This is a genomic window from Streptomyces sp. N50 (assembly GCF_033335955.1).
In the GTDB taxonomy this organism is placed as follows: Bacteria; Actinomycetota; Actinomycetes; order Streptomycetales; family Streptomycetaceae; genus Streptomyces.
In genome coordinates this window covers 2783474-2807345 of sequence record NZ_CP137549.1, presented here as the reverse complement: position 1 = coordinate 2807345, position 23872 = coordinate 2783474, and the positions used below count along the sequence as shown (strand labels likewise).

Here is a 23872-nt window from a genome sequence, read left to right as displayed (position 1 = left end):
GCCGTTGTGAGCGACCGGCGAATCACCAAGTACTTTGCGGAGTTCGAGCCCCCTGAGAGCACGAGGGCCGAACTCCTCCGAGGGGAGATCGTGCTGACGACCAGCCCTGACCTGGTGCACAACGCGATCGTGGAGACGGTTCAGGACCAGATCCCCAGGAGCGACTGGAGACGGCTTCAAGCGCAGCGCGTGGCGATCCCCGACGAGCCCAGTGAGCCGCAGCCGGACCTTGTGGTGATCGAGCGCGGTACCGGCCCCGATCGCGGAAGGCTGATGCCCGCCGAGGCCGCCATGCTGCTGGTCGAGGTCGTCGCCACCAATAGCGTCCATCGTGACTACAGCGTCAAGCGCTCGATCTACGCGGCGGCCAGCGTGCCCGGGTACTTGATCATCGACCCGGTCATGGCCCAGTGCGTCCTGTTCACCGAGCCGACGGGCACGGGTGAGGACGCGGACTACCGGTGCCGGCGGATCACCAAGTTCGGCGACGTCACACCGTTGGAGCCCATTGGTGTCGAACTGGACACCGGCGAATTCGCCACCTACGAGAACGTCACGCCTCACCGCTACCCGTGACGAAGTCGATCAACTCCTCCACCCGTCCCAGCAGTTCCGGCTCAAGATCCTTGTAAGACGTGACCTTGGCCAGAATCGCCTGCCACACCGCACCGGTGTTTTCCGGCCAACCCAGCGCCCGGCACACCCCTGTCTTCCAGTCCTGCCCGTGCGGGACGCGAGGCCACGCGGTGATGCCCACGGAGGACGGTTTCACGGCCTCCCAGATGTCGATGTAGGGATGGCCGACGACCAACGCGTGCTCACTCGTGACCGACTGGGCGATGCGCCACTCCTTGGTGCCCGGCACCAAGTGGTCCACCAGGATGCCCAGCCGCGCGTCCGGGCCGGGATCGAACTCCGCGACGATCGACGGGAGGTCGTCGACGCCCTCCAGGTACTCGACCACCACGCCCTCGATACGCAGGTCGTCGCCCCACACCCGCTCGACGAGCTCGGCGTCGTGCCGCCCCTCCACGTAGATCCGCCCGGCGCGAGCCACACGCGCGCGTGCACCCGGGACGGCTACCGAACCGGAAGCCGTACGGGTGGGCCGTAGCGCACTCGGCGACGAGGGCCTGACCAGGGTCACCACGCGGCCCTCCAGCAGGAAGCCCCTCGGTTCCATCGGGAACACCCGGTGTTTGCCGAAGCGGTCCTCCAGGGTGACCGTTCCGGCTTCGCAGCGGATCACCGCGCCGCAGAAACCGGTGCCCGGCTCCTCGACCACCAGGCCCGCCTCCGCGGGGACCTCGGGGGCCGGCTTGGGCTTCTTCCACGGTGGGGTCAGGTCGGCGGAGTACTGGCGCATTCGGATGACGATAGGAGAACCGGGGCGACGGCCGTCACGACACGCCGAAACGCGTTGCCAACGCGTCCCGTTGGGCCCGCACGAACCCCGCGTCCACCACCGCTCCGTGACCGGGCACGTACAGCGCGTCCTCCCCGCCCAGGGAGAGGAGCCGGTCGAGCGCCGCAGGCCAGAGCGCCGGAACCGCATCCGGGCCCGCCTGCGGTTCGCCTGACTCCTCGACCAGGTCGCCGCAGAAGACGATCGGGCGGGAGCCGGGGACCAGGACCGCCAGGTCGTGGGCCGTGTGTCCGGGGCCGACGTTCGCGAGCCTGACCTGCCGGTCGTCGCCCAGGGGGAGCGTCGACTCGGCCGACACCAGGTGACGCGGGTACGCCAGAGCGGCTACGGCCTCGTCGGCCACGCGTGCGTGGAGCCCGTTTTCGACCGCGTCCGCACGCAGGTCCTCCCGCTCGTCCGTGAGCACGCGCTCCACGCCCACCGCGCCGTACACCTCCGCGTCCGCGAACTCCGCCGCCCCGAAGACATGGTCGAAATGGGCGTGGGTGAGGGCGAGATGGGTCACAGCGTGACCGGCGAGCGCCCGCGCCTGTGTACGCAACCGCGCGCCCTCCGCCAGGCTCGACCCCGCGTCGATCAGCAGCGCCGAGCCCGCCCCCACGACCAGCCCGACCGTGCAGTCCCAGCCAGGCAGGCGGCACCGGCCCACCCCGGCCGCGAGCCGCTCCCACCCCGCCTCTTCCCAAGTCACCGTCATACGGCGACGCTAACGGTGAGGGCACCAGGGATTGACATCGGTAGGACCGGCCTTGCCCGGGGTGTACCTCACGGCCGTACACTGGGCCGGGGAACGCTGGCACTCACGCGCACAGAGTGCCAGGAAAGGGCAGCCCGGCAACAAAACGGCGACCAGAACTGGAGGTGTGCGCGATGCTCAGCGAACGCAGGCTTCAGGTGCTGCGCGCCATCGTCCAGGACTATGTCGGCACCGAGGAGCCGGTCGGGTCCAAGGCGCTCACCGAGCGGCACAGCCTCGGCGTCTCCCCGGCGACCGTGCGCAACGACATGGCGGCCCTGGAGGACGAGGGCTACATCGCCCAGCCGCACACCAGCGCCGGGCGGATCCCGACGGACAAGGGCTACCGGCTCTTCGTCGACAAGCTCGCCGGCGTCAAGCCGATGACCGGCCCCGAGCGCAAGGCCATCCAGAACTTCCTGGACGGCGCGGTCGATCTCGACGACGTCGTCGGCCGTACGGTACGGCTGCTCGCGCAGCTCACCCGGCAGGTCGCTGTCGTGCAGTACCCGTCCCTGACCCGCTCGACCGTCCGCCACGTGGAGCTGCTGTCGCTGGCCCCCGCGCGCGTGATGCTCGTGCTGATCACCGACACCGGGCGGGTCGAGCAGCGCATGGTCGACTGCCCGGCGCCCTTCGGGGAGAGCTCGCTCGCGGATCTACGCGCGCGGCTCAACAGCCGGGTCGCGGCCCGCCGCTTCGCGGACGTCCCGCTGCTCGTGCAGGACCTGCCGGAGGCCTTCGAGGCCGAGGACCGCGGCACGGTCGCGACGGTGCTCTCCACCCTCCTGGAGACCCTCGTCGAGGAGACCGAGGAGCGATTGATGATCGGCGGCACCGCCAATCTCACCCGCTTCGGACATGACTTTCCCCTCACCATCCGCCCCATCCTGGAAGCTCTGGAGGAGCAGGTCGTCCTCCTCAAGTTGCTTGGTGAGGCGGGGGATTCGGGCATGACCGTACGGATCGGTCATGAGAACGCCTACGAGGGACTCAACTCCACGTCGGTGGTGTCGGTCGGCTACGGTTCGGGCGGCGAGGCAGTCGCCAAGCTAGGCGTGGTCGGACCGACCCGCATGGATTACCCGGGAACGATGGGAGCGGTACGCGCAGTGGCACGGTACGTCGGACAGATCCTGGCGGAGTCCTAAGTGGCCACGGACTACTACGCCGTTCTCGGCGTGCGTCGCGACGCGTCGCAGGATGAGATCAAGAAGGCCTTCCGTAGGCTCGCGCGCGAGCTGCACCCGGACGTGAATCCGGATCCGAAGACCCAGGAGCGGTTCAAGGAGATCAACGCCGCTTACGAGGTGCTCTCGGACCCGCAGAAGAAGCAGGTCTACGACCTCGGCGGCGACCCCCTCTCGCAGGCGGGCGGCGCGGGCGCGGGCTTCGGAGCCGGTGGCTTCGGGAACTTCTCGGACATCATGGACGCGTTCTTCGGCACGGCGTCGCAGCGCGGACCGCGCTCGCGCACCCGCCGCGGCCAGGACGCCATGATCCGGCTGGAGATCGAGCTCGACGAGGCGGCCTTCGGCACCACGAAGGACATCCAGGTCGACACGGCCGTCGTCTGCAACACCTGCAACGGCGAGGGCGCGGCCCCCGGCACCTCCGCGCAGACCTGTGACATGTGTCGCGGTCGCGGTGAGGTCTCGCAGGTGACCCGGTCCTTCCTGGGCCAGGTCATGACGTCCCGCCCCTGCCCCCAGTGCCAGGGCTTCGGCACGGTCGTGCCGACGCCGTGCCCGGAGTGCGCCGGTGACGGCCGCGTCCGCTCGCGGCGCACGCTCACGGTCAAGATCCCGGCGGGTGTGGACAACGGCACACGGATCCAGCTCGCGGGCGAGGGCGAGGTCGGCCCCGGCGGCGGCCCCGCCGGTGACCTGTACGTCGAGATCCACGAGCTGCCGCACGCGATGTTCCAGCGCCGCGGCGACGACCTGCACTGCACGGTCACCCTCCCGATGACGGCGGCGGCCCTCGGCACGAAGGTGCCGCTGGAGACGCTCGACGGCATGGAGGAGGTCGACATCCGCCCGGGCACCCAGTCCGGCCAGTCGATCCCGCTGCACACCCGGGGCATCACGCATCTGCGCGGCGGCGGCCGGGGCGACCTCATCGTGCACGTCGAGGTCACCACCCCGACCAAGCTGGACGTCGAGCAGGAGCGTCTGCTCCGCGAACTGGCCAAGCTGCGCGGCGAGGAGCGCCCCATGGGGACGTTCCAGCCGGGTCAGCAGGGGCTGTTCTCGCGCCTCAAGGACGCTTTCAACGGTCGCTGAGGGGGTCCGGGGGCAGCCGCCCCCGGACCCCCTCCTCCGTGCCGGACCGGCTGAAAGTACTGGCATGTGCCAGCGCCAAGGCCGGATTCGGACTTGTTCAAAGGACGTGACAACATGCCGTCATGTCCTCCGCACTGACCGATCTCTTCCCTCATCCGATCGTGCAGGCCCCGATGGCGGGCGGTGTCTCCGTCCCGCGCCTCGCGGCCGCCGTGGCCGAGGCCGGCGGGCTGGGATTCCTCGCCGCCGGGTACAAAACGGCCGACGGCATGTACCAGGAGATCAAGCAGCTGCGGAGCCTGACGTCCCGCCCCTTCGGCGTGAACCTCTTCATGCCGCAGCCGGAATACGCGGACAAGGCCGCCGTCGACGTCTACGCCCACCAGCTGGCCGGCGAGGCCACGTGGTACGACACGGAGCTCGGCGACCCGGACAGCGGCCGTGAGGACGGCTACGACGCCAAGCTGTCCGTCCTGCTCGACAACCCGGTGCCGGTGGCCTCCTTCCACTTCGGCGTCCCGACGCCGGAGATACTCGACTCGCTGCGCCGGGCCGGCACCTTCACCCTCGTCACCGCGACCACCGTCGAGGAGGCCCTCGCCGTGGAGCGGGCCGGTGCCGACGCGGTGATCGCGCAGGGCGTCGAGGCCGGCGGCCACCAGGGCACCCACCGCGACCTCCCGGAGAACGACGGCGCGAGCCTCGGCCTGCTCTCCCTCGTCGCCCAGATCCGCGAGACCGTGAACCTCCCGATCGTCGCCGCCGGCGGCCTGATGCGCGGCAGCCAGATCGCCGCGGCCCTCGCGGCGGGCGCGAGCGCGGCCCAGCTCGGCACGGCGTTCCTCGCCGCCCCCGAGTCCGGCGCGAACGCCCTGCACAAGCAGGCGCTCACCAACCCCCTGTTCACCCGCACCGAGTTGACCCGCGCGTTCTCCGGCCGCCCGGCCCGCGGCCTGGTCAACCGCTTCATGCGCGAGCACGGCCCCTACGCCCCCGCCGCGTACCCGGAGATCCACCACCTGACCTCCCCGCTCCGCAAGCAGGCCGCCGCGTCCGGCGATCCGCAGGGCATGGCGCTGTGGGCGGGACAGGGCCACCGCATGGCCCGCGAGCTGCCCGCCGGCCAGCTGGTCGAGGTCCTGGTCGCCGAACTGGCCGCCGCCCGGACAGCGTTGTCGTCCGGGGGAGACCTCCGATGACGGCGCCGGTGTTCGTCGTCGAGTCCCTGGAGGGTGCGACCCCGGGCTCCGTCACCGAGGTGGCCGGTCCCGAGGGACGGCACGCCGTCTCCGTACGGCGGCTCCAGCCCGGCGAGGACGTCGTCCTCACGGACGGACAGGGCCGGGGTGCCTCCGGTGTGGTCCTCCGGGCCGAGGGCAAGGACCGCCTGATCGTCGAACTCCACGCTTTCCCAACCGAGTCGGAGCCCGCGCCCCGTATCACCGTCGTCCAGGCCCTCCCCAAGGGCGACCGCGGCGAACTGGCCGTGGAGACGATGACCGAGACCGGCGTCGACGCGATCGTCCCCTGGGCGGCCGCCCGTTGCATCACGCAGTGGAAGGGCGAGCGGGGTCTCAAGGCCCTCGCCAAGTGGCGCGCCACCGCGCGCGAGGCCGGCAAGCAGTCCCGCCGGCTGCGCTTCCCGGAGGTCGCGGACGCGGCAACGGGCAGACAGGTTGCGGCACTTCTGGCCAAAGCCGACTTCGCCGCCGTCCTGCACGAGGACCGCGATTACGGCAGCGAACCCCTCGCGACCGCCGAACTCCCCGCCGAGGGCGAGATCGTGCTGGTCGTGGGCCCCGAAGGAGGCGTCTCCCCCGAGGAGTTGGCGCTCTTCGAGGAGGCGGGCGCGAAGGCCTACCGCCTCGGGCGTAGCGTGCTGCGTACATCGACGGCCGGGACCGCGGCGACCGCCCTGCTCCTTGGCCGTACCGGACGCTGGTCCTGAACCAGGGGGGATCGCCGTGGAACTCGCCCAAGTACGGCTGCTCGTCACCGACTTCACCGCCTGCTACCGCTTCTACGCCGACGTCCTCGGCCTGAAGCCCCAGTCGGGGGCGGCCGAGGGACCGTACGAGAAGTTCAGCCCCGCGATCGGGTCCGCCGGGATCGCGCTTCAGGACCGCGCGATGATGGCCCAAGTCCTCGGCGAACTGGGGGACTTGGCGACCGGGCACCGTTCGCTGGTCGTCCTGCGCGTCGACGACCTGGACGGGTACTGCGGGCAGATCACCGCCCGGGGCGCGGAGTTGCTGCACGGGCCCGCGCCGATGACGGACCGGATGCGGGTCGCCCATCTCAAGGACCCCGAGGGCAATGTGGTGGAGCTTCAGGAGTGGCTGCTGCTGCGCGGCTGACCGGTCGTGCGCCGGTGACCGCGCCCCCGGCGCGCGGGTGGCCGTATGCGCTCTTCCGTGTGCGCCCGGACGGTGACAGGCTGCCGCCCATGAGGGCGTTGAGACGGAACCTGCTCCGGCCGCGCGGGCGGCGGGTGGCCGCCGTGGCGGGGCTCGCGGTGGTGGCCGTGGGCGGGGCCGTCGCGTGCCAGCCGGGCGGTCTCAGCTCGGCGACCGTCGCGTACACCACCGACAAGACGGCGACCGCGGAGCTCAAGCGGGACCATGTGGGCGTGCGCTGGCTGACCTGCACGGGCAACTACGGCAGCAACAACAAGGCCTACACGCCCGGGAAGACACCCTCGCCGACCGAGACCACGGTCGTCAGCGTCGACTGCCAGGGGCAGACCAGCGACAACCGGGACATCACCGTCACCGGCAAGGTGACGCGGGCCGTCGACGGCGCGTGTGTGCGCGGCGACCTGGTCGGCAAGGTCGCCGGCAAGCAGGTCTTCCACGTGACGGGGCTCGGCGACTGCAACGCGGCGACACCGTCGTCCGTGAACAACCCCAATCCGACGCTGACCTACGGCCCCGGACCGACCGTCACGGTCACCAAGACGATCTGGTGCAAGGGCGACCCGACCTGCTGGCCTGTCGAGGGCAAGTGATCCAAAGGGCTGTCGGCGGATAGCGCCGGTGCATAACCTGATCAGGTGACTCAGCCCTCAGCGTCCGCAGCCCAGGCCTATCTCCGCTTCCCGCACCTGCACGGCGAGTTGGTCGCCTTCACCGCCGAGGACGACGTGTGGCTGGCGTCCCTCGACAGCGGCGGCCGGGCCTGGCGGGTCAGTGCGGAGAACGTGCCGGTGACCCACCCCCGCATCTCGCCCGACGGCACCACCGTCGCCTGGACCTCCGCCCGCGACGGCGCCCCCGAGGTGCACATCGCCCCGGTCGACGGCGGACCCGCCAAGCGCCTGACGTACTGGGGCAGTTCACGCACCCAGGTGCGCGGCTGGACGGAGGACGGCGAGGTCCTCGTCACCACCACCCACGGCCAGGCCAACCTCCGCCGCAGCTGGGCCCGTTCGGTCCCGCTGGACGGCGGACCGGCGACGACCCTCCCGTACGGCTGGGTCGGCGACGTGGCCCACGGCGAGCAGGCCACGGTCCTCCTCTCCGCCCCCATGGGCCGTGAGGCCGCCTGGTGGAAGCGCTACCGGGGCGGCACGGCGGGCAAGTTGTGGATCGACCGCGACGGCGACGCCGAATTCACGCGCCTGCACGAGGAGTTGGACGGCAACATCGAGTACCCGGTGTGGGCGGGGGAGCGGATCGCGTTCCTCTCCGACCACGAGGGCACCGGCGCGCTCTACTCCTCCCTCGCCGACGGCACCGACCTCCGCCGCCACACCCCCCTCGACGGCTTCTACGCCCGCCACGCGTCAGGCGACGGCACCCGGATCGTCTACTCCTCCGCGGGCGAACTCTGGCTCCTCGACGACCTGGACGGAGCCGAACCGCGCCGCCTCGACATCCGCCTCGGCGGCCAGCGCACCGACCAGCAGCCCTACCCGGTCGCCGCCGCCCGCTGGTTCGGATCCGCGTCCCCCGACCACACCGCGCGCGGCAGCGCGGTCGCGGTGCGCGGCGCCGTCCACTGGGTCACCCACCGCTCCGGCCCGGCCCGCGCGCTGGCCGTCACCCCCGGCGTCCGCGCCCGACTGCCCCGCACCTTCCGCACGGACGGCGAGGAATGGGTGGTGTGGGTGACGGACGCCGAGGGCGACGACGCCCTGGAGTTCGCCCCCGCCACCGGCCTCGCCCCCGGCGCCACCCCGCGCAGACTCGCCGCCGGACAGCTCGGCCGCGTCCTCACCCTCACCGTGGCCCCCGACGGCAGCAGGGTCGCCGTGGCGTCGCACGACGGCCGCGTACTCCTCGTGGAGCGCGAAACGGGCGAGGTCCGCGAGGTCGACCGCAGCGAGGACGGCGACGCGTCGGGCCTGTCCTTCTCCCCGGACTCGACCTGGCTGGCCTGGTCGCACCCGGGCCCGCGCCCCCTCCGCCAGCTCAAGCTGGCCAACACCACAGACCTGTCGGTGACGGAGGCCACCCCCCTCCGCTTCCAGGACTACGCCCCCGCCTTCACCCTCGACGGCAAGCACCTGGTGTTCCTCTCCACCCGCTCCTTCGACCCGGTCTACGACGAGCACGTCTTCGACCTGGCCTTCGTGGTAGGCGACCGCCCGCACCTGATCACCCTCGCCGCGACGACCCCGTCCCCCTTCGGCCCGCAGCGGCACGGCCGCCCCTTCGAGGCCCCCGACAAGGAGGAGACCCCCGACAGCGAGGGCCGCCCGACCACCCGGGTCGACCTCGAAGGCCTGGCCGACCGCATCGTCGCCTTCCCGGTGGAGGCCGGCCGCTACTCCAACCTCCGCACGGCCAAGGACGGCGTCCTGTGGCTGCGCCACCCGGTCCAGGGAGTCCTCGGCGCCACCCGCGCGACCCCCGAAGACCCGGACCCCAAAACGGAGTTGGAGCGCTACGACCTCGCCCAGCAGCGCATCGAGCACCTCGCCGGGGACGCCGACCACTTCGAGGTGAGCGGCGACGGCAAACGCGTCCTGCTCTGGACCGACCACAAACTGCGGGTCGTCCCGAGCGACCGCCGCGCCTCCTCCGAGGACGACGACAGCGACACCAACATCAACGTCGACCTGTCCCGCATCCGCCAGACCGTCGACCCGGCCGCCGAGTGGCGCCAGATGTTCGACGAGACCGGCCGCATCATGCGCGACAACTTCTGGCGCGCGGACATGAGCGGCGTCGACTGGACCGCGGTCCTCGACCGCTACCGCCCGATCCTGGACCGCGTAGCCACCCACGACGACCTCGTCGACCTCCTCTGGGAGGTGCACGGCGAACTCGGCACCTCGCACGCCTACGTCACCCCGCGCGGCGGCTACGGCCACGGCGAGCGCCAGGGTCTGCTCGGCGCCGACATCTCCCGTCACGAGGACGGCAGTTGGCGCATCGACCGCATCCTGCCCTCGGAGACCTCCGACCCCCACGCCCGCGCCCCGCTGGCCGCCCCCGGCGTAGCGGTCCGCGCGGGCGACGCGATCCTCGCGGTGGCGGGCCAGCCGGTGGACCCGGTGACGGGCCCCGCCCCCTTGCTCGTCGGCACGGCGGGCAAACCGATCGAGCTGACGATCTCCCCGGCAGGCGGCGGAGACCCACGCCACGCGGTGGTCGTCCCGTTGGCGGACGAGGAGCCCCTCTACTACCACGCATGGGTCGCCGACCGCCGCGCCTACGTCCACGAGAAGTCGGGCGGCCGCCTCGGCTACCTCCACGTCCCCGACATGCAGGCCCCCGGCTGGGCCCAGATCCACCGCGACCTGCGCGTGGAGGTGGCCCGCGAGGGCCTGGTGGTCGACGTCCGCGAGAACCGCGGCGGCCACACGTCCCAACTCGTCGTAGAGAAACTGGCCCGCCGCATCGTCGGCTGGGACCTCCCGCGAGGCATGCGCCCCTACAGCTACCCCGAGGACGCACCCCGCGGCCCGGTGGTCGCCGTAGCGAACGAGTTCTCCGGCTCGGACGGCGACATCGTCAACGCGGCGATCAAGGCGCTGGGCATCGGCCCGGTCGTCGGCACCCGCACCTGGGGCGGTGTCATCGGTATCGACAGCAGGTACCGGTTGGTGGACGGGACCTTGATCACCCAGCCCAAGTACGCGTTCTGGCTTGAGGGTTACGGGTGGGGGGTCGAGAACCACGGCGTCGATCCGGACGTGGAGGTGGTGCAGAGGCCTCAGGATTATGCGGCGGGACGGGATGCTCAGCTGGACGAGGCAATCCGCTTGGCATTGGAGTCACTGGAGACCGTTCCCGCAAAAACCCCGCCAGTCCTGCCCACCTAAGGGGCGCGGGGCTGTGTCGATTTGCGGCTCCGCCGCGTGGGCGCGACCAGCCCCCACGCACCCGCACCCAACGACGATACGATGCCCGCGTAAATCACCCCAGCCTCGGAGGGAACGCCCATGTCAGGGGACCCGCAGGACGACTGCCTGTTCTGCAAGATCGTCGCAGGCCACATCCCCGCGACGATCATCCGAGAGACACCCACCACCGTCGCGTTCCGGGACATCAACCCCCAGGCCCCCACCCACGTCCTGGTGATCCCCCGCGTCCACTACCCCGACGCCGCCTCCCTCGCCGCAGCCGAACCGACCATCGCCGCCGACGTACTCCGCGAGGCCGGCGAGGTCGCGACAGACGAGAAGCTCGACAGCTACCGCGTCATCTTCAACACCGGCAGCGGCGTCGGCCAGACCGTGTTCCACGCCCACGCCCACGTCATGGGCGGCCGCGGCATGCAGTGGCCGCCCGGATAACTCGCCATGTCCGTACGCGAATTGGTGGTCCTCGGCACGGCGAGCCAGGTCCCCACCCGCCACCGCAACCACAACGGCTACCTCCTCCGCTGGGACGGCGAGGGCATCCTCTTCGACCCCGGCGAGGGCACCCAGCGCCAGATGCTGCGCGCCGGGGTGGCCGCGCACGACCTCAACCGGATCTGCGTCACCCACTTCCACGGCGACCACTCCCTGGGCCTCGCGGGCGTCATCCAGCGCATCAACCTGGACCGCGTCCCGCACCAGATCACGGCGCACTACCCGCGCTCGGGCCAGCACTTCTTCGACCGCCTGCGCTACGCCACGGCGTACCGCGAGACGGTGGGCATCACGGAGTCCCCGGTGTCGGAGGACGGCGTACTCGCCACCACCCCCACCTACACCCTGGAGACCCACAAGCTCTCCCACCCCGTCGAGTCCTACGGCTACCGCCTCACCGAACCCGACGGCCGCCGCATGCTCCCCGACCGCCTCGCCGCGCACGGCATCAAGGGCCCGGACGTGGGCCGCATCCAGCGCGAGGGGACGCTCGGCGATGTGACTCTCGACGACGTCAGTGAGGTACGGCACGGCCAGCGTTTCGCGTTCGTCATGGACACCCGGCTCTGCGCGGGGGTGGAGGTGCTCGCGGAGGGCTGCGACCTCCTGGCGATCGAGTCGACGTTCCTGGACGAGGACGAGCAACTGGCCGTGGACCACGGCCACTTGACCGCGGGGCAGGCGGCGAGGGTGGCGCAGGAGGCAGGCGTGCGGCACCTGGTCCTGACCCACTTCAGCCAGCGCTACTCCGAGCCGGAGGAGTTCGAGCGGCAGGCGCGGGCGGCGGGGTTCGAGGGGGAGCTGACCGTGGCGCACGATCTACTCAGGGTGCCGGTTCCGAAACGGCGGTAAAACACCCGTACGATACTTCGATGCCCATTCCCAAAGCCGAACTGCACCTGCACATCGAAGGCACCCTGGAGCCCGAGCTGGCCTTCGCGCTCGCGGCCCGCAACGGCGTCGAGCTGCCGTACGCGGACACCGAGGAACTCCGGAAGGCGTACCTCTTCGAGGACCTCCAGACCTTCCTGAACCTCTACTACGAGCTGATGGCCGTCCTGCGCACCGAGCGGGACTTCGAGGACCTCGCCAACGCCTACCTCGCCCGCGCCGCCGCACAGGGTGTCCGGCACGCGGAGATCTTCTTCGACCCGCAGGCGCACATCGCGCGGGGCGTGGACATGGGCACGGTGGTGGAGGGCCTGTGGCGGGCGCTGGGCAGCAGCGAGACGAACCACGGCATCTCGACCCGGCTGATCCTGTGCTTCCTGCGCGACGAGTCCGCCGACTCGGCGCTGCGGACCCTGGAGGCCGCGAAGCCGTACCTCGACCGCATCACCGGCATCGGCCTCGACTCGGCCGAGGTCGGCCACCCGCCGGCGAAGTTCCGCGAGGTCTACGAGGCCGCCGCCGCGCTGGGTCTACGACGCGTCGCACACGCCGGTGAGGAGGGCCCGCCGGCCTACATCACCGAGGCGCTGGATGTTCTGGGGGTCGAGCGGATCGACCACGGCCTGCGGTGCATGGAGGACGAGGAGCTGGTGGCGCGGTTGGTGCGGGACCGGATTCCGCTGACGCTCTGCCCTCTGTCGAACGTCCGGTTGCGAGCGGTGGACGTCCTTGCCGAGCACCCGCTGCCGGCGATGCTGGACGCGGGGCTGCTCTGCACGGTGAACTCCGATGACCCGGCGTACTTCGGCGGGTACGCGGGCGACAACTTCGATGCGGTGCGCTCGGCGCTGGGCCTGACCGAGGAGAGGCTGCGTGAGCTGGCCCGGAACTCCTTCGTCGCGTCCTTCTTGGAGGACGACGAGGAGCGGCGGGTTCGATATCTGGCCGAGGTGGAGGCGTACGAGTTCTCGTAGGTAGTTGGTGATCTGCGGGCCGGTGGGGGCTGGTCGCGCCCCGCGGCGGAGCCGCACATCGATACAGCCCCGCGCCCCTGACGGGGCCGCGCGAGCGCTCAGCCGCCCGTGGCCGTGGCCGCCTGCCGAGGGCCCGCCGTGTCGTAGGCGCCCTGCGCCGGGACGGCCGGGGTGTCCAGCGGGATCTCGATGACCGGTTGCTCGGGGGAGCCGGTCGACGAGGCGACCACGGTGGCCGGGGTGCCGCCGCGCCGTCGGACGGTGCCGGGGACCAGGAGTCGGCCGCCGGTGTGGAGGGCGACCCCGGTCATCGGTACAGCGATCACGACCAGCCCCACCGCGAGGATCGCGCCCATCGCGGGGAACCCGGCCCGCGCCGACAGCACGCTGCCCGCCAGGGGGCCCGCCGCCGTACCCAGTGACGAGGCCGAGCCGACGAGGACGGCCCAACGGCCGCGCGGATCAAGGGAAGCGGCGAGACCGAGGACGTAGGAGAGGACGATCGGGTAGAGGGTGTTCCAGGCGATCTCGCCGGTCGCGAACGTCCTCAGGTCGTGTGCGGACGCGCTGAGGACGATGCAGCCCGCTATGAGCGCAGTGCCCGCGCCGATCGGCACCGCGCGCCCCAGCCGGGACCCGAGTGTGCCCGCGCCGATGACGCCGACCAGACCGGTACCGAGCGCTATCGCGAAGACCGCGCCGACGGTGACCTCGGAGAGATGGGCCTGGTCGATGCCGATGCGGCCGCTGACGCCCCAGAGGGAGTTCTGGGCGAGGGACCAGCACAGCAGGGTGCCGGCGAGGACGAGTCCGGCGCGGCGGTGGGGGAGTCCGGCGGTCTCCACGCGCGTGTGCGCCGTCGTCGTACGGACCGGGAGGCGTCCGGTCAGTGGCCATACGGCGAGTGCGGTGAGGGCGATCGCGGCGAGCGGCTGGCCGTGGCCCGCGCCGAGGTGCGGGACCGTCAGATAGACGGCACCCGCGAGCGCCGACACGCACAACAGGCCGAGCGTGGAAGCGCGATGGGGGTCCCGTTCGGCGGCGATCCCGGACGCGGCGACCGTGGTGGCCGTACCCGATCCGAACCCGCCGACCACCGCGCCCGCGATGACCGCGGGGACGGCGTGGGTGAGGGCGGCCGAGCCGTATCCGAGAACGGCGAGGGCAAGACCGATCCGCGCGAGCGTGCGCGGCCCGACCCGTTCGACGCGCGAGGCGAGCAGGAACCCCGCCGCGGCCGAACTCAGCAGCAGCGCACTGCCGACGGCACCGGCCTGCGTGGCGGAGAGCGGCAGCCCCGCGTCGAGTCTGCCGACGGTGGTGGGGAGGAGATAGGGGGCTAGATACCCGGCCGTGAAAAGGGCGACGAGGGGCCAGGGCGTGGTGGTGCTGCGGGCGAACACGGGCGTTCCCAGGGCATGCGAAAGAAGCGGCTCAAAAAGGGGATTGGGCGACGACCGTCGACGGACAGGAACGCGCGGCCAATTTGTATCAAGCACCCGGTTCGCGAAAGAAGGGCGGGGGGTGTGATCTGGGGCACGTTGAGTTTGGGGTGACGAACGTGGGGCAGTAGAGGGCCTCAATCTTTCAACGGCGTTCACTTTCCAGCCCGTCCGGCAACCTCTCGACGCAGGCCGGCACTACTCAGCCCGTCCGGCGTTTGAGGACGAGGCCCCTTCAGGGCCGATGCGGGGGTCTGGGGGCGCAGCCCCCAGGAGGCGCGCCCACTACCGCCAGTGCACAGCCCCACCGGCCGCACCCGACGCACTCTCGATCTTCGCCCGGATCTCCCGCATCACGGCGACGATCTGCCCTTCGTGCTCCGGCGTCAGCCGAGCCACCGGCACCGAGCAACTGATCGCGTCCAGGGGCGGGTTGTCGTACCGCAGCGCGAACCCGAACCCGACGATCCCGAGGACCCCCTCCTCGCGGTCGACCGAGTAGCCCCGGGCGCGGACCCCCGCGAGGTCGGCAGCCAACGCGTCCCGGGTGGTGTGGGTGTTGGGGGTAGCCGCCTCGTACGGCCCGGAGGGCAACTCCGCGTCCGGCCGTTCGGCGAGCAGCGCCTTGCCCAGGGCGCCGACATGGGCCCGGAGCCGCCGCCCCACCCTGCTGATCGTCCGGAGGTACTCGTGGGACTCCCGCGTAGCCAGATACGCCACGTCCCGCCCGTCCAACCGCCCCATATGGATCGTCTCGCCCAGCGCCTGGGACGCCTCGTCGAGATACGGCCGTACGACCCTGACGCGCGGGTCGGAGTCCAGATAGGTCGTGCCGGTGAGCAGGGCGTGGATGCCGATGCCGTAGAGCGAGCCGGTGATGTCGGTGCGGACCCAGCCGTGCGCGATGAGGGTCTGGAGGAGGGCGTACATGGAGCTGCGCGGCACACCCAGCTCGTCGGCGAGTTCCTGGAGGCGCGCGGGACGGTCACCGCGCGCGGCGAGCAGTTCGAGCAGCTCGACCGTACGGGCGGCGGACTTCACCTCGCGGACGCCACCGGGCTCTGACATGCACCGATCGTAGCGAGCGGGGTCCGAGGACCGGCTGCCCCATTGACGGTCGGGGTTCGCGTACCTAACCTCTGTCTTCATACATGGATGACGTCTACATAGGGAGATGGCAGTGAACGGCGACACGGAGACCGTGGTGCGCAGGCTCCGGGACGGGATGGCGGGCGGCGTGCTCTCCTTCCCGCTGACCTCCTTCCACGACGACGGCTCCCTCGACCCGGACGGCTTCCGCACCCATGTCGCGGCCAGGATCGCCACCGCCCCCGGCGCCGTCTTCCCGGCCTGCGGCACCGGCGAGTTCTTCTCGCTGGACGAGGACGAGTACCGCACGGTCGTGACCATCGCCGTCGAGGAGGCGGCCGGCCGCGTCCCCGTCGTCGCCGGTGTCGGCTACGGCTGGGCACAGGCCACCCGCTTCGCCCGTATCGCCGAGGAGGCCGGCGCCGACGCGCTCCTCGTCCTCCCGCACTACCTCGTCGCCGCCCCGCAGGACGGCCTGGTGGCTCAGCTTGAGCAACTCGCAGCCCGCACCCGGCTCCCTCTCATCGCGTACCAGCGCGGCCAAGTCACCTTCACAGCAAGCTCGTTGAGGCGGATCGCGGCGATCCCCGGCGTCATCGGCCTCAAGGACGGCCACAGCGACCTCGACCGCCTCCAGCGCCTCACACTCGCCGCCCCCGAGGGCTTCCTCTTCTTCAACGGCGCCTCGACCGCCGAGATCCAGGCCCGCGCCTACGCCACGGTCGGCGTCCCCGCCTACTCCTCCGCCGTCCACGCCTTCGCCCCCGAGATCGCGAACGCCTTCTTCGCGGCATTGCGGGACGCCGACGACAAGACCGTCGAGCGACTGCTGCGCGACTTCTACGTCCCGCTCGTCGAACTCCGCGACCGCGTACCGGGATACGCCGTGTCGCTGATCAAGGCGGCGGCCCGGCTGCGCGGCCAGCCGGTGGGACCCGTACGCGCCCCGCTCACCGACCCCTCGGCCGCCGACCTCGCCGAACTCACGACCCTGCTCGCCACCGGACTCGACCTCGTAGGAGCCGCGCTGTGAACCTCACCATCGCCGACGTCCGCCTGACCCCGATCCTGGTCGCGGATCCGCCGCTGCTGAACACTCAGGGCGTCCACCAGCCCTACACCCCGCGCCTGATCGTCGAGATCGAGACGGCCGACGGGATCACCGGCCTCGGCGAGACCTACGGCGACACCAAGTACCTGGAACTGGCCCGCCCGTTCGCCGAGAAGCTGACCGGCCGTCAAGTCAGCGACCTGAACGGCCTGTTCACGGTCGCCGACGAGCTGGCCGTCGACAGTTCGCGGGTCTCCGGGCAGGTCGACGTCGGCGGACTGCGCGGTGTCCAGACCGCCGACAAGCTGCGCCTGTCCGTCGTCTCCGCCTTCGAGGTCGCCTGCCTCGACGCCCTCGGCAAGTCGCTCGGGCTGCCCATACACGCCCTGCTCGGGGGCAAGGTGAGGGACGCCGTCGAGTACAGCGCGTACCTGTTCTACAAGTGGGCCGACCACCCCGAGGGCGTCGCGAGCGAGAAGGACGACTGGGGTGCCGCGATCGACCCGGCCGGAGTCGTCGAGCAGGCACGGAAGTTCAAGGAGCGGTACGGCTTCACCTCCTTCAAGCTCAAGGGCGGGGTCTTCCCGCCCGACGAAGAGATCGCCGCCGTACGGGCGTTGGCGGCGGCCTTCCCCGACCACCCCCTGCGCCTCGACCCCAACGGCGCCTGGTCCGTGGAGACTTCGCTGAAGGTGGCCAAGGAGCTGGGGGACGTCCTCGAATACCTGGAGGACCCGGCGCTGGGCACCCCCGCGATGGCCGAGGTGTCCGCCGGGACCGACGTGCCGCTCGCCACCAACATGTGCGTGACGACGTTCGCCGAGATCGAGGAAGCTTTCACGAAGGACGCCGTACAGGTGGTGCTCTCCGACCACCACTACTGGGGCGGGCTGCGCAACACCCAGCAACTGGCCGCCATCTGCCGCACGTTCGGCGTCGGCATCTCCATGCACTCCAACACCCACCTCGGCATCAGCCTCGCCGCGATGACCCACGTCGCGTCGACCGTCCCCAACCTCCACCACGCCTGCGACTCCCACTACCCCTGGCAGTCGGAGGACGTCCTCACCGAACGCCTCACCTTCACCGACGCCAAGGTCACCGTCTCCGACGCCCCCGGCCTCGGCGTCGAACTCGACCGCGCCAAGCTGGAGTTCCTGCACCGGCGCTGGCTCGACGACGACGGCGCGCTGCGCGAGCGCGACGACGCGGCCGCGATGCGGATCACGGACCCGGAGTGGGTCACGCCGTCGATGCCGCGCTGGTAGCGGCCGGATCCGGACGCGCCCGGTACGGCACCGGCGCCCGGGCCGTCACCGGGGGCGGCAGCCACCGTGGAGCCCGGACCTGCGGTTGCCCGGTACCGGTGTGGCGGGTGGTCCCGGAGCGGGAGCCGCCCTCACGCGCGCGTGGTGGTGCACACTGGCCTGATCCGTATCACGTCAGGGAGCGCACCGTGACCGCGTCCAACGCGTCCACCGGAAAGGGACCGTCGTCCCGCAGCGAAGGGCCGTCCTGCGGGGTCGACCCGCTGGCCGGGCTGCGTGCGGCGGACGATCCGCCCTGGGACGTGTACCTCACCGGCACCGTCTTCCTCGACATCATCTTCACCGGCCTCGAATCCGCACCCGTGCGCGGCACCGAGTCCTGGGCGCGCGGGATGGGGTCGAGCCCCGGCGGCGTCGCCAACATGGCGACCGCGCTGGCCCGCCTCGGCCTGCGGACCTCGCTCGCCGCGGCCTTCGGCGACGACCACTACGGCGAGTACTGCTGGGACGCGCTCGCGCAGGGCGAGGGCATCGACCTCTCCGCCTCCCGCACGGTGCCCGGCTGGCACTCGCCGGTCACCGTGTCGATGGCGTACGAGGGCGAGCGCACGATGGTGTCGCACGGCCACGAGCCGCCCCCGGAGGTCGTGTTCGGGCAGGGCGGCGCACCTGACTGCCCGCCACGCGCGCGTGCCGCCGTCGCCTCGCTCACCCCCGGCAAGCAGGCCCCCTGGGTCGCCCAGGCCGCGAGCGAGGGCACCCGGATCTTCGCCGACGTCGGCTGGGACGACACCGGCGCCTGGGACCTCGCCGGGCTCGCCGACCTCGCGCACTGCGAGGCGTTCCTGCCGAACGCCGAGGAAGCCATGCGCTACACCGGCGCCGACTGCCCCCGCGCCGCCGCCCACGCGCTCACCGAACACGTACCGCTCGCCGTCGTCACCCTCGGCGCGGACGGCGCCTACGCCGTGGACCGGCGTACCGGAGAGTCCGCCGAGGTCCCGGCGATCGCCGTCGAGGCGCTCGACCCCACCGGTGCGGGCGATGTCTTCGTGGCCGGTTTCGTCACCGGCACCCTGGCCGGCTGGCCGCTCGCCGACCGGCTCGCCTTCGCCGGACTCACCGCCGCCCTCTCCGTCCAGGAGTTCGGCGGCTCCCTCTCCGCGCCGGGCTGGTCCGAACTCGGCGCCTGGTGGCGCAAGGTGCAGTCGGTCGAGGGCCAGGACCCGGCGGCCCTGCGCCGGTACGCCTTCCTGGCGGGACTCGTACCGGAGGAGCAGGGCAGCGGCAGTCCCTGGCCACTGCGCCGGGCGGTACCGACGATCGGGTTCGGCCGGTCCGCCTAGGAGCGGCACAACGGGGATGGGCATGAGCGGCCGGACACCCGGCGCCTGCCGCCGAGTCCCGGAGTCCCGGAGTCCCGGAGTCCCGGAGTCCCGGAGTCCCGGAGTCCCGGAGGCGAACCGTTCCTGCTCCGTTCAGCGGGCCCCCGCACGCTCCAGCACACCGGTGACCTCTTCCCGTACGGCCTCGAAGACCGCCTCGGGCAGTGTGCCGAGCGGTGTCAGGGCCAGGGCGCGGAGTATCCGGCCGGTGTCCGTGTCGTAGGGGACGGTCTCGCTGAGCACGTCGTAGCCGTCCCGCACGGCGACGCGCAGGATGCGTGCCTCCGTGTCCTCCGCCGCTCCCACCGCCACCGCGACCACGAACGGAACCTCGCCCCGCAGCACACCGGTCAGCTTGCGATAGCCGCTGGCGACCGGCTCCGGCCAGCGCAGGCTGAGCAGCACCGGCCGCTTCGCGAGCAGCTCGGCGAGGTCGGTCTCGACCGGACCGTCCGGTTCCAGGACGACCGCGCGCGCGTCCAGCACCAGCGCGGCGGGGAGCAGACAGCGCAGCGTGCTGCCGACGATGTTGCCGCCGACGGTGGCGGTCCTGCGCACGGCCCCGGTCCCGACGCCCGCCGCGGCCCGCCGCAGCACCTCCGGCACCCGCTCGTCGATCTCGTGCAGCAGTACGGCCGCGCCCAGCGTCCCGTCCCCGATCACCTTCGCCTCGGGCAGCTCCCGCAGGGACACCGCCTGCTCGGGGAACCCGTCCCGTTGCCACGAGGCCCACACGAGCGTCGCCCCGCCGACGGGCACCGCCCCCTCGACCAGGCACTCCTGCGCTTCGGACACCGACGTGGGCAGACGCACGAACACAGCGGCCGACCTGCTTTCCCTGTACGGCCCGGCGGTGGGAGCCACGGCCCACCGGCCGGACCTCCTGCTGACACTTGGCTGACACAGCACATTGTCCGTACAAGCGTGGGGGCGCGAACAGGGCTCACGGCGGCACCCCGCGCGCCTCCCCTGCGCCGGACCCGCTCCCGGAAACGGAAGGGCACCCTTCCCCAGGAGGCCGGGCAGGCCCGGATTTCGTGGCCCGACGGTCACCGAAAAGCCCTACGGCGTTGTCAGTGGCCCGGCGTACCCTGGAATCACCAGGCCGCCCTTGTGGCGGGCGAGTCTTTTCGAGGAGGACGAGCAAGGCCTACAGAGCCGGCCCATGACTCAGACACCCACAGCTCACACCCCCGCGCAGGAGCAGGCGAAGGCACGGTTCACCGTCCCCGCCCAGCATCCGATGGTCACCGTCCTGGGGTCCGGAGACGCCCTCCTGCGCGTGATCGAGAAGGCCTTCCCGGCGGCCGACATCCACGTCCGGGGCAATGAGATCAGCGCGGTCGGCGACGCCCGCCAAGTCGCCCTCGTCCAGCGCCTGTTCGACGAGATGATGCTGGTGCTGCGCACCGGGCAGCCGATGACGGAGGATGCGGTGGAACGCTCGATCGCCATGCTGCGGGCGAGTGAGAACGGGGATGGTCCCGAGGAGACACCGGCCGAGGTGCTCACCCAGAACATCCTGTCCTCGCGAGGCCGCACGATCCGCCCCAAGACCCTCAACCAGAAGCGGTACGTCGACGCGATCGACAAGAACACGATCGTCTTCGGCATCGGCCCCGCCGGCACCGGCAAGACCTACCTCGCCATGGCCAAGGCCGTCCAGGCCCTCCAGGCCAAGCAGGTCAGCCGGATCATCCTCACCCGCCCCGCGGTCGAGGCGGGCGAGCGCCTGGGCTTCCTCCCGGGCACCCTCTACGAAAAGATCGACCCGTACCTGCGCCCCCTGTACGACGCGCTGCACGACATGCTCGACCCGGAGTCGATCCCGAAGCTGATGGCGGCGGGGACGATCGAGGTGGCACCGCTGGCATACATGCGTGGCCGCACGCTCAATGACGCCTTCATCATCCTGGACGAGGCCCAGAACACGAGCCCCGAGCAGATGAAGATGTTCCTCACCCGGCTCGGTTTCGAGTCGAAGATCGTGATCACCGGTGACGTGACGCAGGTCGACCTGCCGAGCGGGACGAAGTCGGGGCTGCGGCAGGTGCAGGACATCCTGGAGGGGCTCGACGACGTGCACTTCTCCCGCCTGTCGTCGGCGGACGTCGTCCGGCACAAGCTGGTCGGCCGTATCGTCGACGCGTACGAGAAGTACGACAGCGAGAACGGTACGGAGAACGGCACCCACAAGGGTGCCCGTGACAAGCGGAAGTAGATCAGCACGACCATGTCGATCGACGTCAACAACGAGTCCGGAACCGAGGTCGACGAGCAGGCGATCCTCGACATCGCCCGCTACGCCCTCGCGCGGATGCGCATCCACCCGCTCTCCGAGCTCTCGGTGATCGTCGTGGACGAGGACGCCATGGAGCAGCTCCACATCCAGTGGATGGACCTGCCCGGGCCGACCGATGTCATGTCCTTCCCGATGGACGAGCTGCGTCCGCCGAGCAAGGACGACGAGGAGACTCCGCAGGGGCTGCTCGGTGACATCGTGCTGTGCCCGGAGGTCGCCAAGAAGCAGGGCGCCGAGGCCGAGACGCAGCACACCATGGACGAGGAGCTCCAACTCCTCACCGTCCACGGTGTGTTGCACCTCCTCGGCTACGACCACGAGGAGCCGGACGAGAAGGCCGAGATGTTCGGTCTCCAGGCCGCCATCGTGGACGGCTGGCGCGCGGAGAAGGGCCACACCGGCCCGTCCCCGGCTCCGACGGTCTCCTAGGGCAGCGGGTCACCCCAACTCATGAGTCCTCAGATCGTCGTCGGGGCCATCGCCCTTGTCGTTGTCGCCTGGCTCGCCGCCTGCGCGGAGGCGGGCCTCGCGCGCGTCTCCAGCTTCCGCGCCGAGGAGGCCGTACGGTCCGGCCGGCGCGGGAGTGCCAAGCTCGCGCAGGTCGCCGCCGACCCGACCCGCTACCTCAATGTCGCCCTGCTGGTGCGGGTGGCCTGCGAGATGGCCGCCGCCGCGCTGGTCACCTACGAGTGCCTGCACGTGATCCACGGCACCGCGCCCGCGCTGCTCGCCGCGATCGGCGTCATGGTCCTCGTGTCGTACGTCGCGGTCGGGGTCTCCCCGCGCACGATCGGCCGCCAGCACCCGCTGAACACGGCCACGGCGGCGGCGTACGTGCTGCTGCCGCTCGCGCGGATCATGGGCCCGATCCCGTACCTCCTGATCCTCATCGGCAACGCGCTCACCCCCGGAAAGGGCTTCCGGCGCGGCCCGTTCGCGTCCGAGGCCGAGCTGCGCGCGCTGGTGGACCTCGCCGAGAAGGAGTCCCTGATCGAGGACGAGGAGCGCCGCATGGTGCACTCGGTCTTCGAGCTCGGCGACACCCTGGTGCGTGAAGTCATGGTCCCCCGCACGGACTTGGTGGTCATCGAGCGCTACAAGACGATCCGCCAGGCCCTCACCCTCGCGCTCCGCTCCGGCTTCTCGCGGATCCCGGTCACGGGGGAGAGCGAGGACGACATCGTCGGGATCGTGTACCTGAAGGACCTGGTCCGCAAGACGCACATCAGCCGCGACGCCGAGTCGGAGCTGGTCTCGACGGCCATGCGGCCCGCCACCTTCGTGCCGGACACCAAGAACGCCGGTGACCTCCTGCGCGAGATGCAGCAGGAGCGCAACCACGTCGCCGTCGTCATCGACGAGTACGGCGGCACGGCCGGCATCGTCACCATCGAGGACATCCTGGAGGAGATCGTCGGCGAGATCACCGACGAGTACGACCGCGAACTCCCCCCGGTGGAGGAGCTGGGCGACGACCGCTACCGGGTCACCGCCCGCCTCGACATCGGCGACCTCGGCGAGCTGTACGGCTTCGAGGCCTACGACGACGAGGACGTGGAGACGGTCGGGGGCCTGCTCGCGAAGGCCCTGGGCCGGGTCCCGATCGCCGGTGCCTCCTCGGTCGTAGAGCTGCCGGACGGCCGCGAACTGCGCCTGACGGCGGAGGCCTCGGCCGGGCGCCGGAACAAGATCGTGACGGTACTGGTCGAGCCGGTGGATCCGGACGGCCCGGCCGAGGAGGAGACGAAGCCGGAGTGAGCCCCGAGGAACTGCGCGCGTTCTGCCTGTCGTTCAACGCGACGGTGGAGGACTTCCCGTTCAACCCGGACACGTCCGTCTTCAAGGTCCTCGGCAAGCTCTTCGCCCTGACCCGCCTGGACGGCCGTCCCCTCACGGTCAACCTCAAGTGCGACCCGGAGGACGCGATCCGGCTCCGGGAGGAGCACGAGGGGCTGATCATCCCCGGGTACCACATGAACAAGCGGCACTGGAACACGGTGACGGTGGACGGGGGACTCCCCGACCGGCTCCTCAAGGAACTGATCGAGGACTCGTACGACCTGGTCGTGGCCGGTCTGCCGAGGGTGGAGCGGCTGCGGCTCGACCGGACGTGACGCTGTGCGGCGATGCACGGGGCCGTACACCTCGCCATCGCTGCGAAGTCGCGGCAGAATGGATAGTTCAGCGGCTTCGTGACAGGCCCCACTCCGCGTAGGCC

The 23872-nt window shown here is 71.2% G+C and carries 23 protein-coding genes; 18 read left to right on the top strand and 5 right to left on the bottom strand.

Going from position 1 to position 23872, the window contains the following annotated elements; genetic code table 11:
* Nucleotides 1-6: 6 nt before the first annotated feature.
* The gene (locus R2B38_RS12295) at nucleotides 7-576 is read left to right on the top strand and encodes a Uma2 family endonuclease (RefSeq protein ID WP_318016272.1); all 570 of its coding nucleotides are present in this window, start codon (nucleotides 7-9) and stop codon (nucleotides 574-576) included.
* Here the strand turns inward: R2B38_RS12295 and R2B38_RS12290 are convergent.
* Nucleotides 554-1366 carry a DUF3097 domain-containing protein gene (locus tag R2B38_RS12290; protein ID WP_318016271.1) on the bottom strand — a complete coding sequence of 271 codons (813 nt, stop codon included), beginning with the start codon at nucleotides 1364-1366 and terminating at the stop codon, nucleotides 554-556. The two genes, R2B38_RS12295 and R2B38_RS12290, sit on opposite strands and share 23 nt — an antisense overlap.
* A 34-nt stretch (nucleotides 1367-1400) precedes the next feature.
* Nucleotides 1401-2123: an MBL fold metallo-hydrolase gene (locus R2B38_RS12285; protein ID WP_318016270.1), complete on the bottom strand. Its 723-nt coding sequence runs from the start codon at nucleotides 2121-2123 to the stop codon at nucleotides 1401-1403.
* Between the two features lie 173 nt (nucleotides 2124-2296).
* On the opposite strand from R2B38_RS12285, the gene hrcA reads away from it, so the two are divergent.
* From hrcA to R2B38_RS12235, 10 genes are all read left to right on the top strand, one after another.
* A complete protein-coding gene (gene hrcA / locus R2B38_RS12280) occupies nucleotides 2297-3313 on the top strand; it encodes a heat-inducible transcriptional repressor HrcA (RefSeq protein WP_033285942.1) in 1017 nt (338 codons plus the stop codon).
* Entirely contained in the window at nucleotides 3314-4447 is a 1134-nt protein-coding gene (gene dnaJ / locus R2B38_RS12275; RefSeq protein WP_033285943.1) for a molecular chaperone DnaJ, read from the top strand.
* 122 nt (nucleotides 4448-4569) lie between these two features.
* Nucleotides 4570-5646: a nitronate monooxygenase gene (locus R2B38_RS12270; protein WP_318016269.1), complete on the top strand. Its 1077-nt coding sequence runs from the start codon at nucleotides 4570-4572 to the stop codon at nucleotides 5644-5646.
* Nucleotides 5643-6395 carry a 16S rRNA (uracil(1498)-N(3))-methyltransferase gene (locus R2B38_RS12265; protein WP_318016268.1) on the top strand — a complete coding sequence of 251 codons (753 nt, stop codon included), beginning with the start codon at nucleotides 5643-5645 and terminating at the stop codon, nucleotides 6393-6395. Before R2B38_RS12270 ends, R2B38_RS12265 begins: the two co-directional genes overlap by 4 nt.
* 16 nt (nucleotides 6396-6411) lie before the next feature.
* On the top strand, nucleotides 6412-6804 hold the full coding sequence (locus R2B38_RS12260) for a VOC family protein (protein ID WP_033285946.1): 393 nt from the start codon (nucleotides 6412-6414) through the stop codon (nucleotides 6802-6804).
* 89 nt (nucleotides 6805-6893) lie between these two features.
* Nucleotides 6894-7454 carry a hypothetical protein gene (locus R2B38_RS12255; protein ID WP_318016267.1) on the top strand — a complete coding sequence of 187 codons (561 nt, stop codon included), beginning with the start codon at nucleotides 6894-6896 and terminating at the stop codon, nucleotides 7452-7454.
* A 45-nt stretch (nucleotides 7455-7499) separates the two neighbouring features.
* A complete protein-coding gene (locus tag R2B38_RS12250; protein WP_318016266.1) occupies nucleotides 7500-10718 on the top strand; it encodes a S41 family peptidase in 3219 nt (1072 codons plus the stop codon).
* 120 nt (nucleotides 10719-10838) lie between these two features.
* A complete protein-coding gene (locus tag R2B38_RS12245; protein ID WP_318016265.1) occupies nucleotides 10839-11192 on the top strand; it encodes a histidine triad nucleotide-binding protein in 354 nt (117 codons plus the stop codon).
* A gap of 6 nt (nucleotides 11193-11198) precedes the next feature.
* On the top strand, nucleotides 11199-12104 hold the full coding sequence (locus R2B38_RS12240; RefSeq protein ID WP_318016264.1) for a ribonuclease Z: 906 nt from the start codon (nucleotides 11199-11201) through the stop codon (nucleotides 12102-12104).
* Between the two features lie 20 nt (nucleotides 12105-12124).
* Nucleotides 12125-13117 (top strand): adenosine deaminase, encoded by a 993-nt coding sequence (locus R2B38_RS12235; RefSeq protein WP_318016263.1) that lies wholly within the window; start codon nucleotides 12125-12127, stop codon nucleotides 13115-13117.
* Nucleotides 13118-13215: 98 nt separating this feature from the next.
* Here R2B38_RS12235 and R2B38_RS12230 read toward each other — a convergent pair whose 3' ends face one another.
* Both R2B38_RS12230 and R2B38_RS12225 read right to left on the bottom strand, forming a co-directional pair.
* Nucleotides 13216-14520 carry an MFS transporter gene (locus tag R2B38_RS12230; RefSeq protein WP_318016262.1) on the bottom strand — a complete coding sequence of 435 codons (1305 nt, stop codon included), beginning with the start codon at nucleotides 14518-14520 and terminating at the stop codon, nucleotides 13216-13218.
* Between the two features lie 324 nt (nucleotides 14521-14844).
* On the bottom strand, nucleotides 14845-15627 hold the full coding sequence (locus tag R2B38_RS12225) for an IclR family transcriptional regulator (RefSeq protein WP_318016261.1): 783 nt from the start codon (nucleotides 15625-15627) through the stop codon (nucleotides 14845-14847).
* 157 nt (nucleotides 15628-15784) lie between these two features.
* On the opposite strand from R2B38_RS12225, the gene R2B38_RS12220 reads away from it, so the two are divergent.
* From R2B38_RS12220 to R2B38_RS12210, 3 genes are all read left to right on the top strand, one after another.
* Nucleotides 15785-16681, top strand: coding sequence for a 5-dehydro-4-deoxyglucarate dehydratase (locus R2B38_RS12220; protein ID WP_411978566.1), 897 nt, complete (start codon nucleotides 15785-15787; stop codon nucleotides 16679-16681).
* Complete coding sequence (locus tag R2B38_RS12215) at nucleotides 16678-17967, top strand: glucarate dehydratase family protein (protein ID WP_318016259.1); 1290 nt, start codon at nucleotides 16678-16680, stop codon at nucleotides 17965-17967. The genes R2B38_RS12220 and R2B38_RS12215 overlap by 4 nt, the downstream gene beginning before the upstream one ends.
* Before the next feature lie 188 nt (nucleotides 17968-18155).
* Nucleotides 18156-19313, top strand: a complete 1158-nt coding sequence (locus R2B38_RS12210) for a carbohydrate kinase family protein (protein WP_318016258.1) — start codon at nucleotides 18156-18158, stop codon at nucleotides 19311-19313.
* 132 nt (nucleotides 19314-19445) lie between these two features.
* On the opposite strand, the gene R2B38_RS12205 is transcribed toward R2B38_RS12210, so the two are convergent.
* Nucleotides 19446-20171: an FAD binding domain-containing protein gene (locus R2B38_RS12205; RefSeq protein WP_318016257.1), complete on the bottom strand. Its 726-nt coding sequence runs from the start codon at nucleotides 20169-20171 to the stop codon at nucleotides 19446-19448.
* Between the two features lie 346 nt (nucleotides 20172-20517).
* On the opposite strand from R2B38_RS12205, the gene R2B38_RS12200 reads away from it, so the two are divergent.
* From R2B38_RS12200 to R2B38_RS12185, 4 genes are read left to right on the top strand one after another with little or no spacing between them, the layout of a single operon-like run.
* Complete coding sequence (locus R2B38_RS12200; RefSeq protein ID WP_033285958.1) at nucleotides 20518-21573, top strand: PhoH family protein; 1056 nt, start codon at nucleotides 20518-20520, stop codon at nucleotides 21571-21573.
* A gap of 12 nt (nucleotides 21574-21585) precedes the next feature.
* The gene (gene ybeY / locus R2B38_RS12195) at nucleotides 21586-22083 is read left to right on the top strand and encodes an rRNA maturation RNase YbeY (RefSeq protein ID WP_318016256.1); all 498 of its coding nucleotides are present in this window, start codon (nucleotides 21586-21588) and stop codon (nucleotides 22081-22083) included.
* Nucleotides 22084-22104: 21 nt separating this feature from the next.
* On the top strand, nucleotides 22105-23412 hold the full coding sequence (locus R2B38_RS12190; RefSeq protein ID WP_033285960.1) for a hemolysin family protein: 1308 nt from the start codon (nucleotides 22105-22107) through the stop codon (nucleotides 23410-23412).
* Entirely contained in the window at nucleotides 23409-23768 is a 360-nt protein-coding gene (locus R2B38_RS12185) for an MmcQ/YjbR family DNA-binding protein (protein WP_318016255.1), read from the top strand. Before R2B38_RS12190 ends, R2B38_RS12185 begins: the two co-directional genes overlap by 4 nt.
* Nucleotides 23769-23872 lie beyond the last annotated feature (104 nt).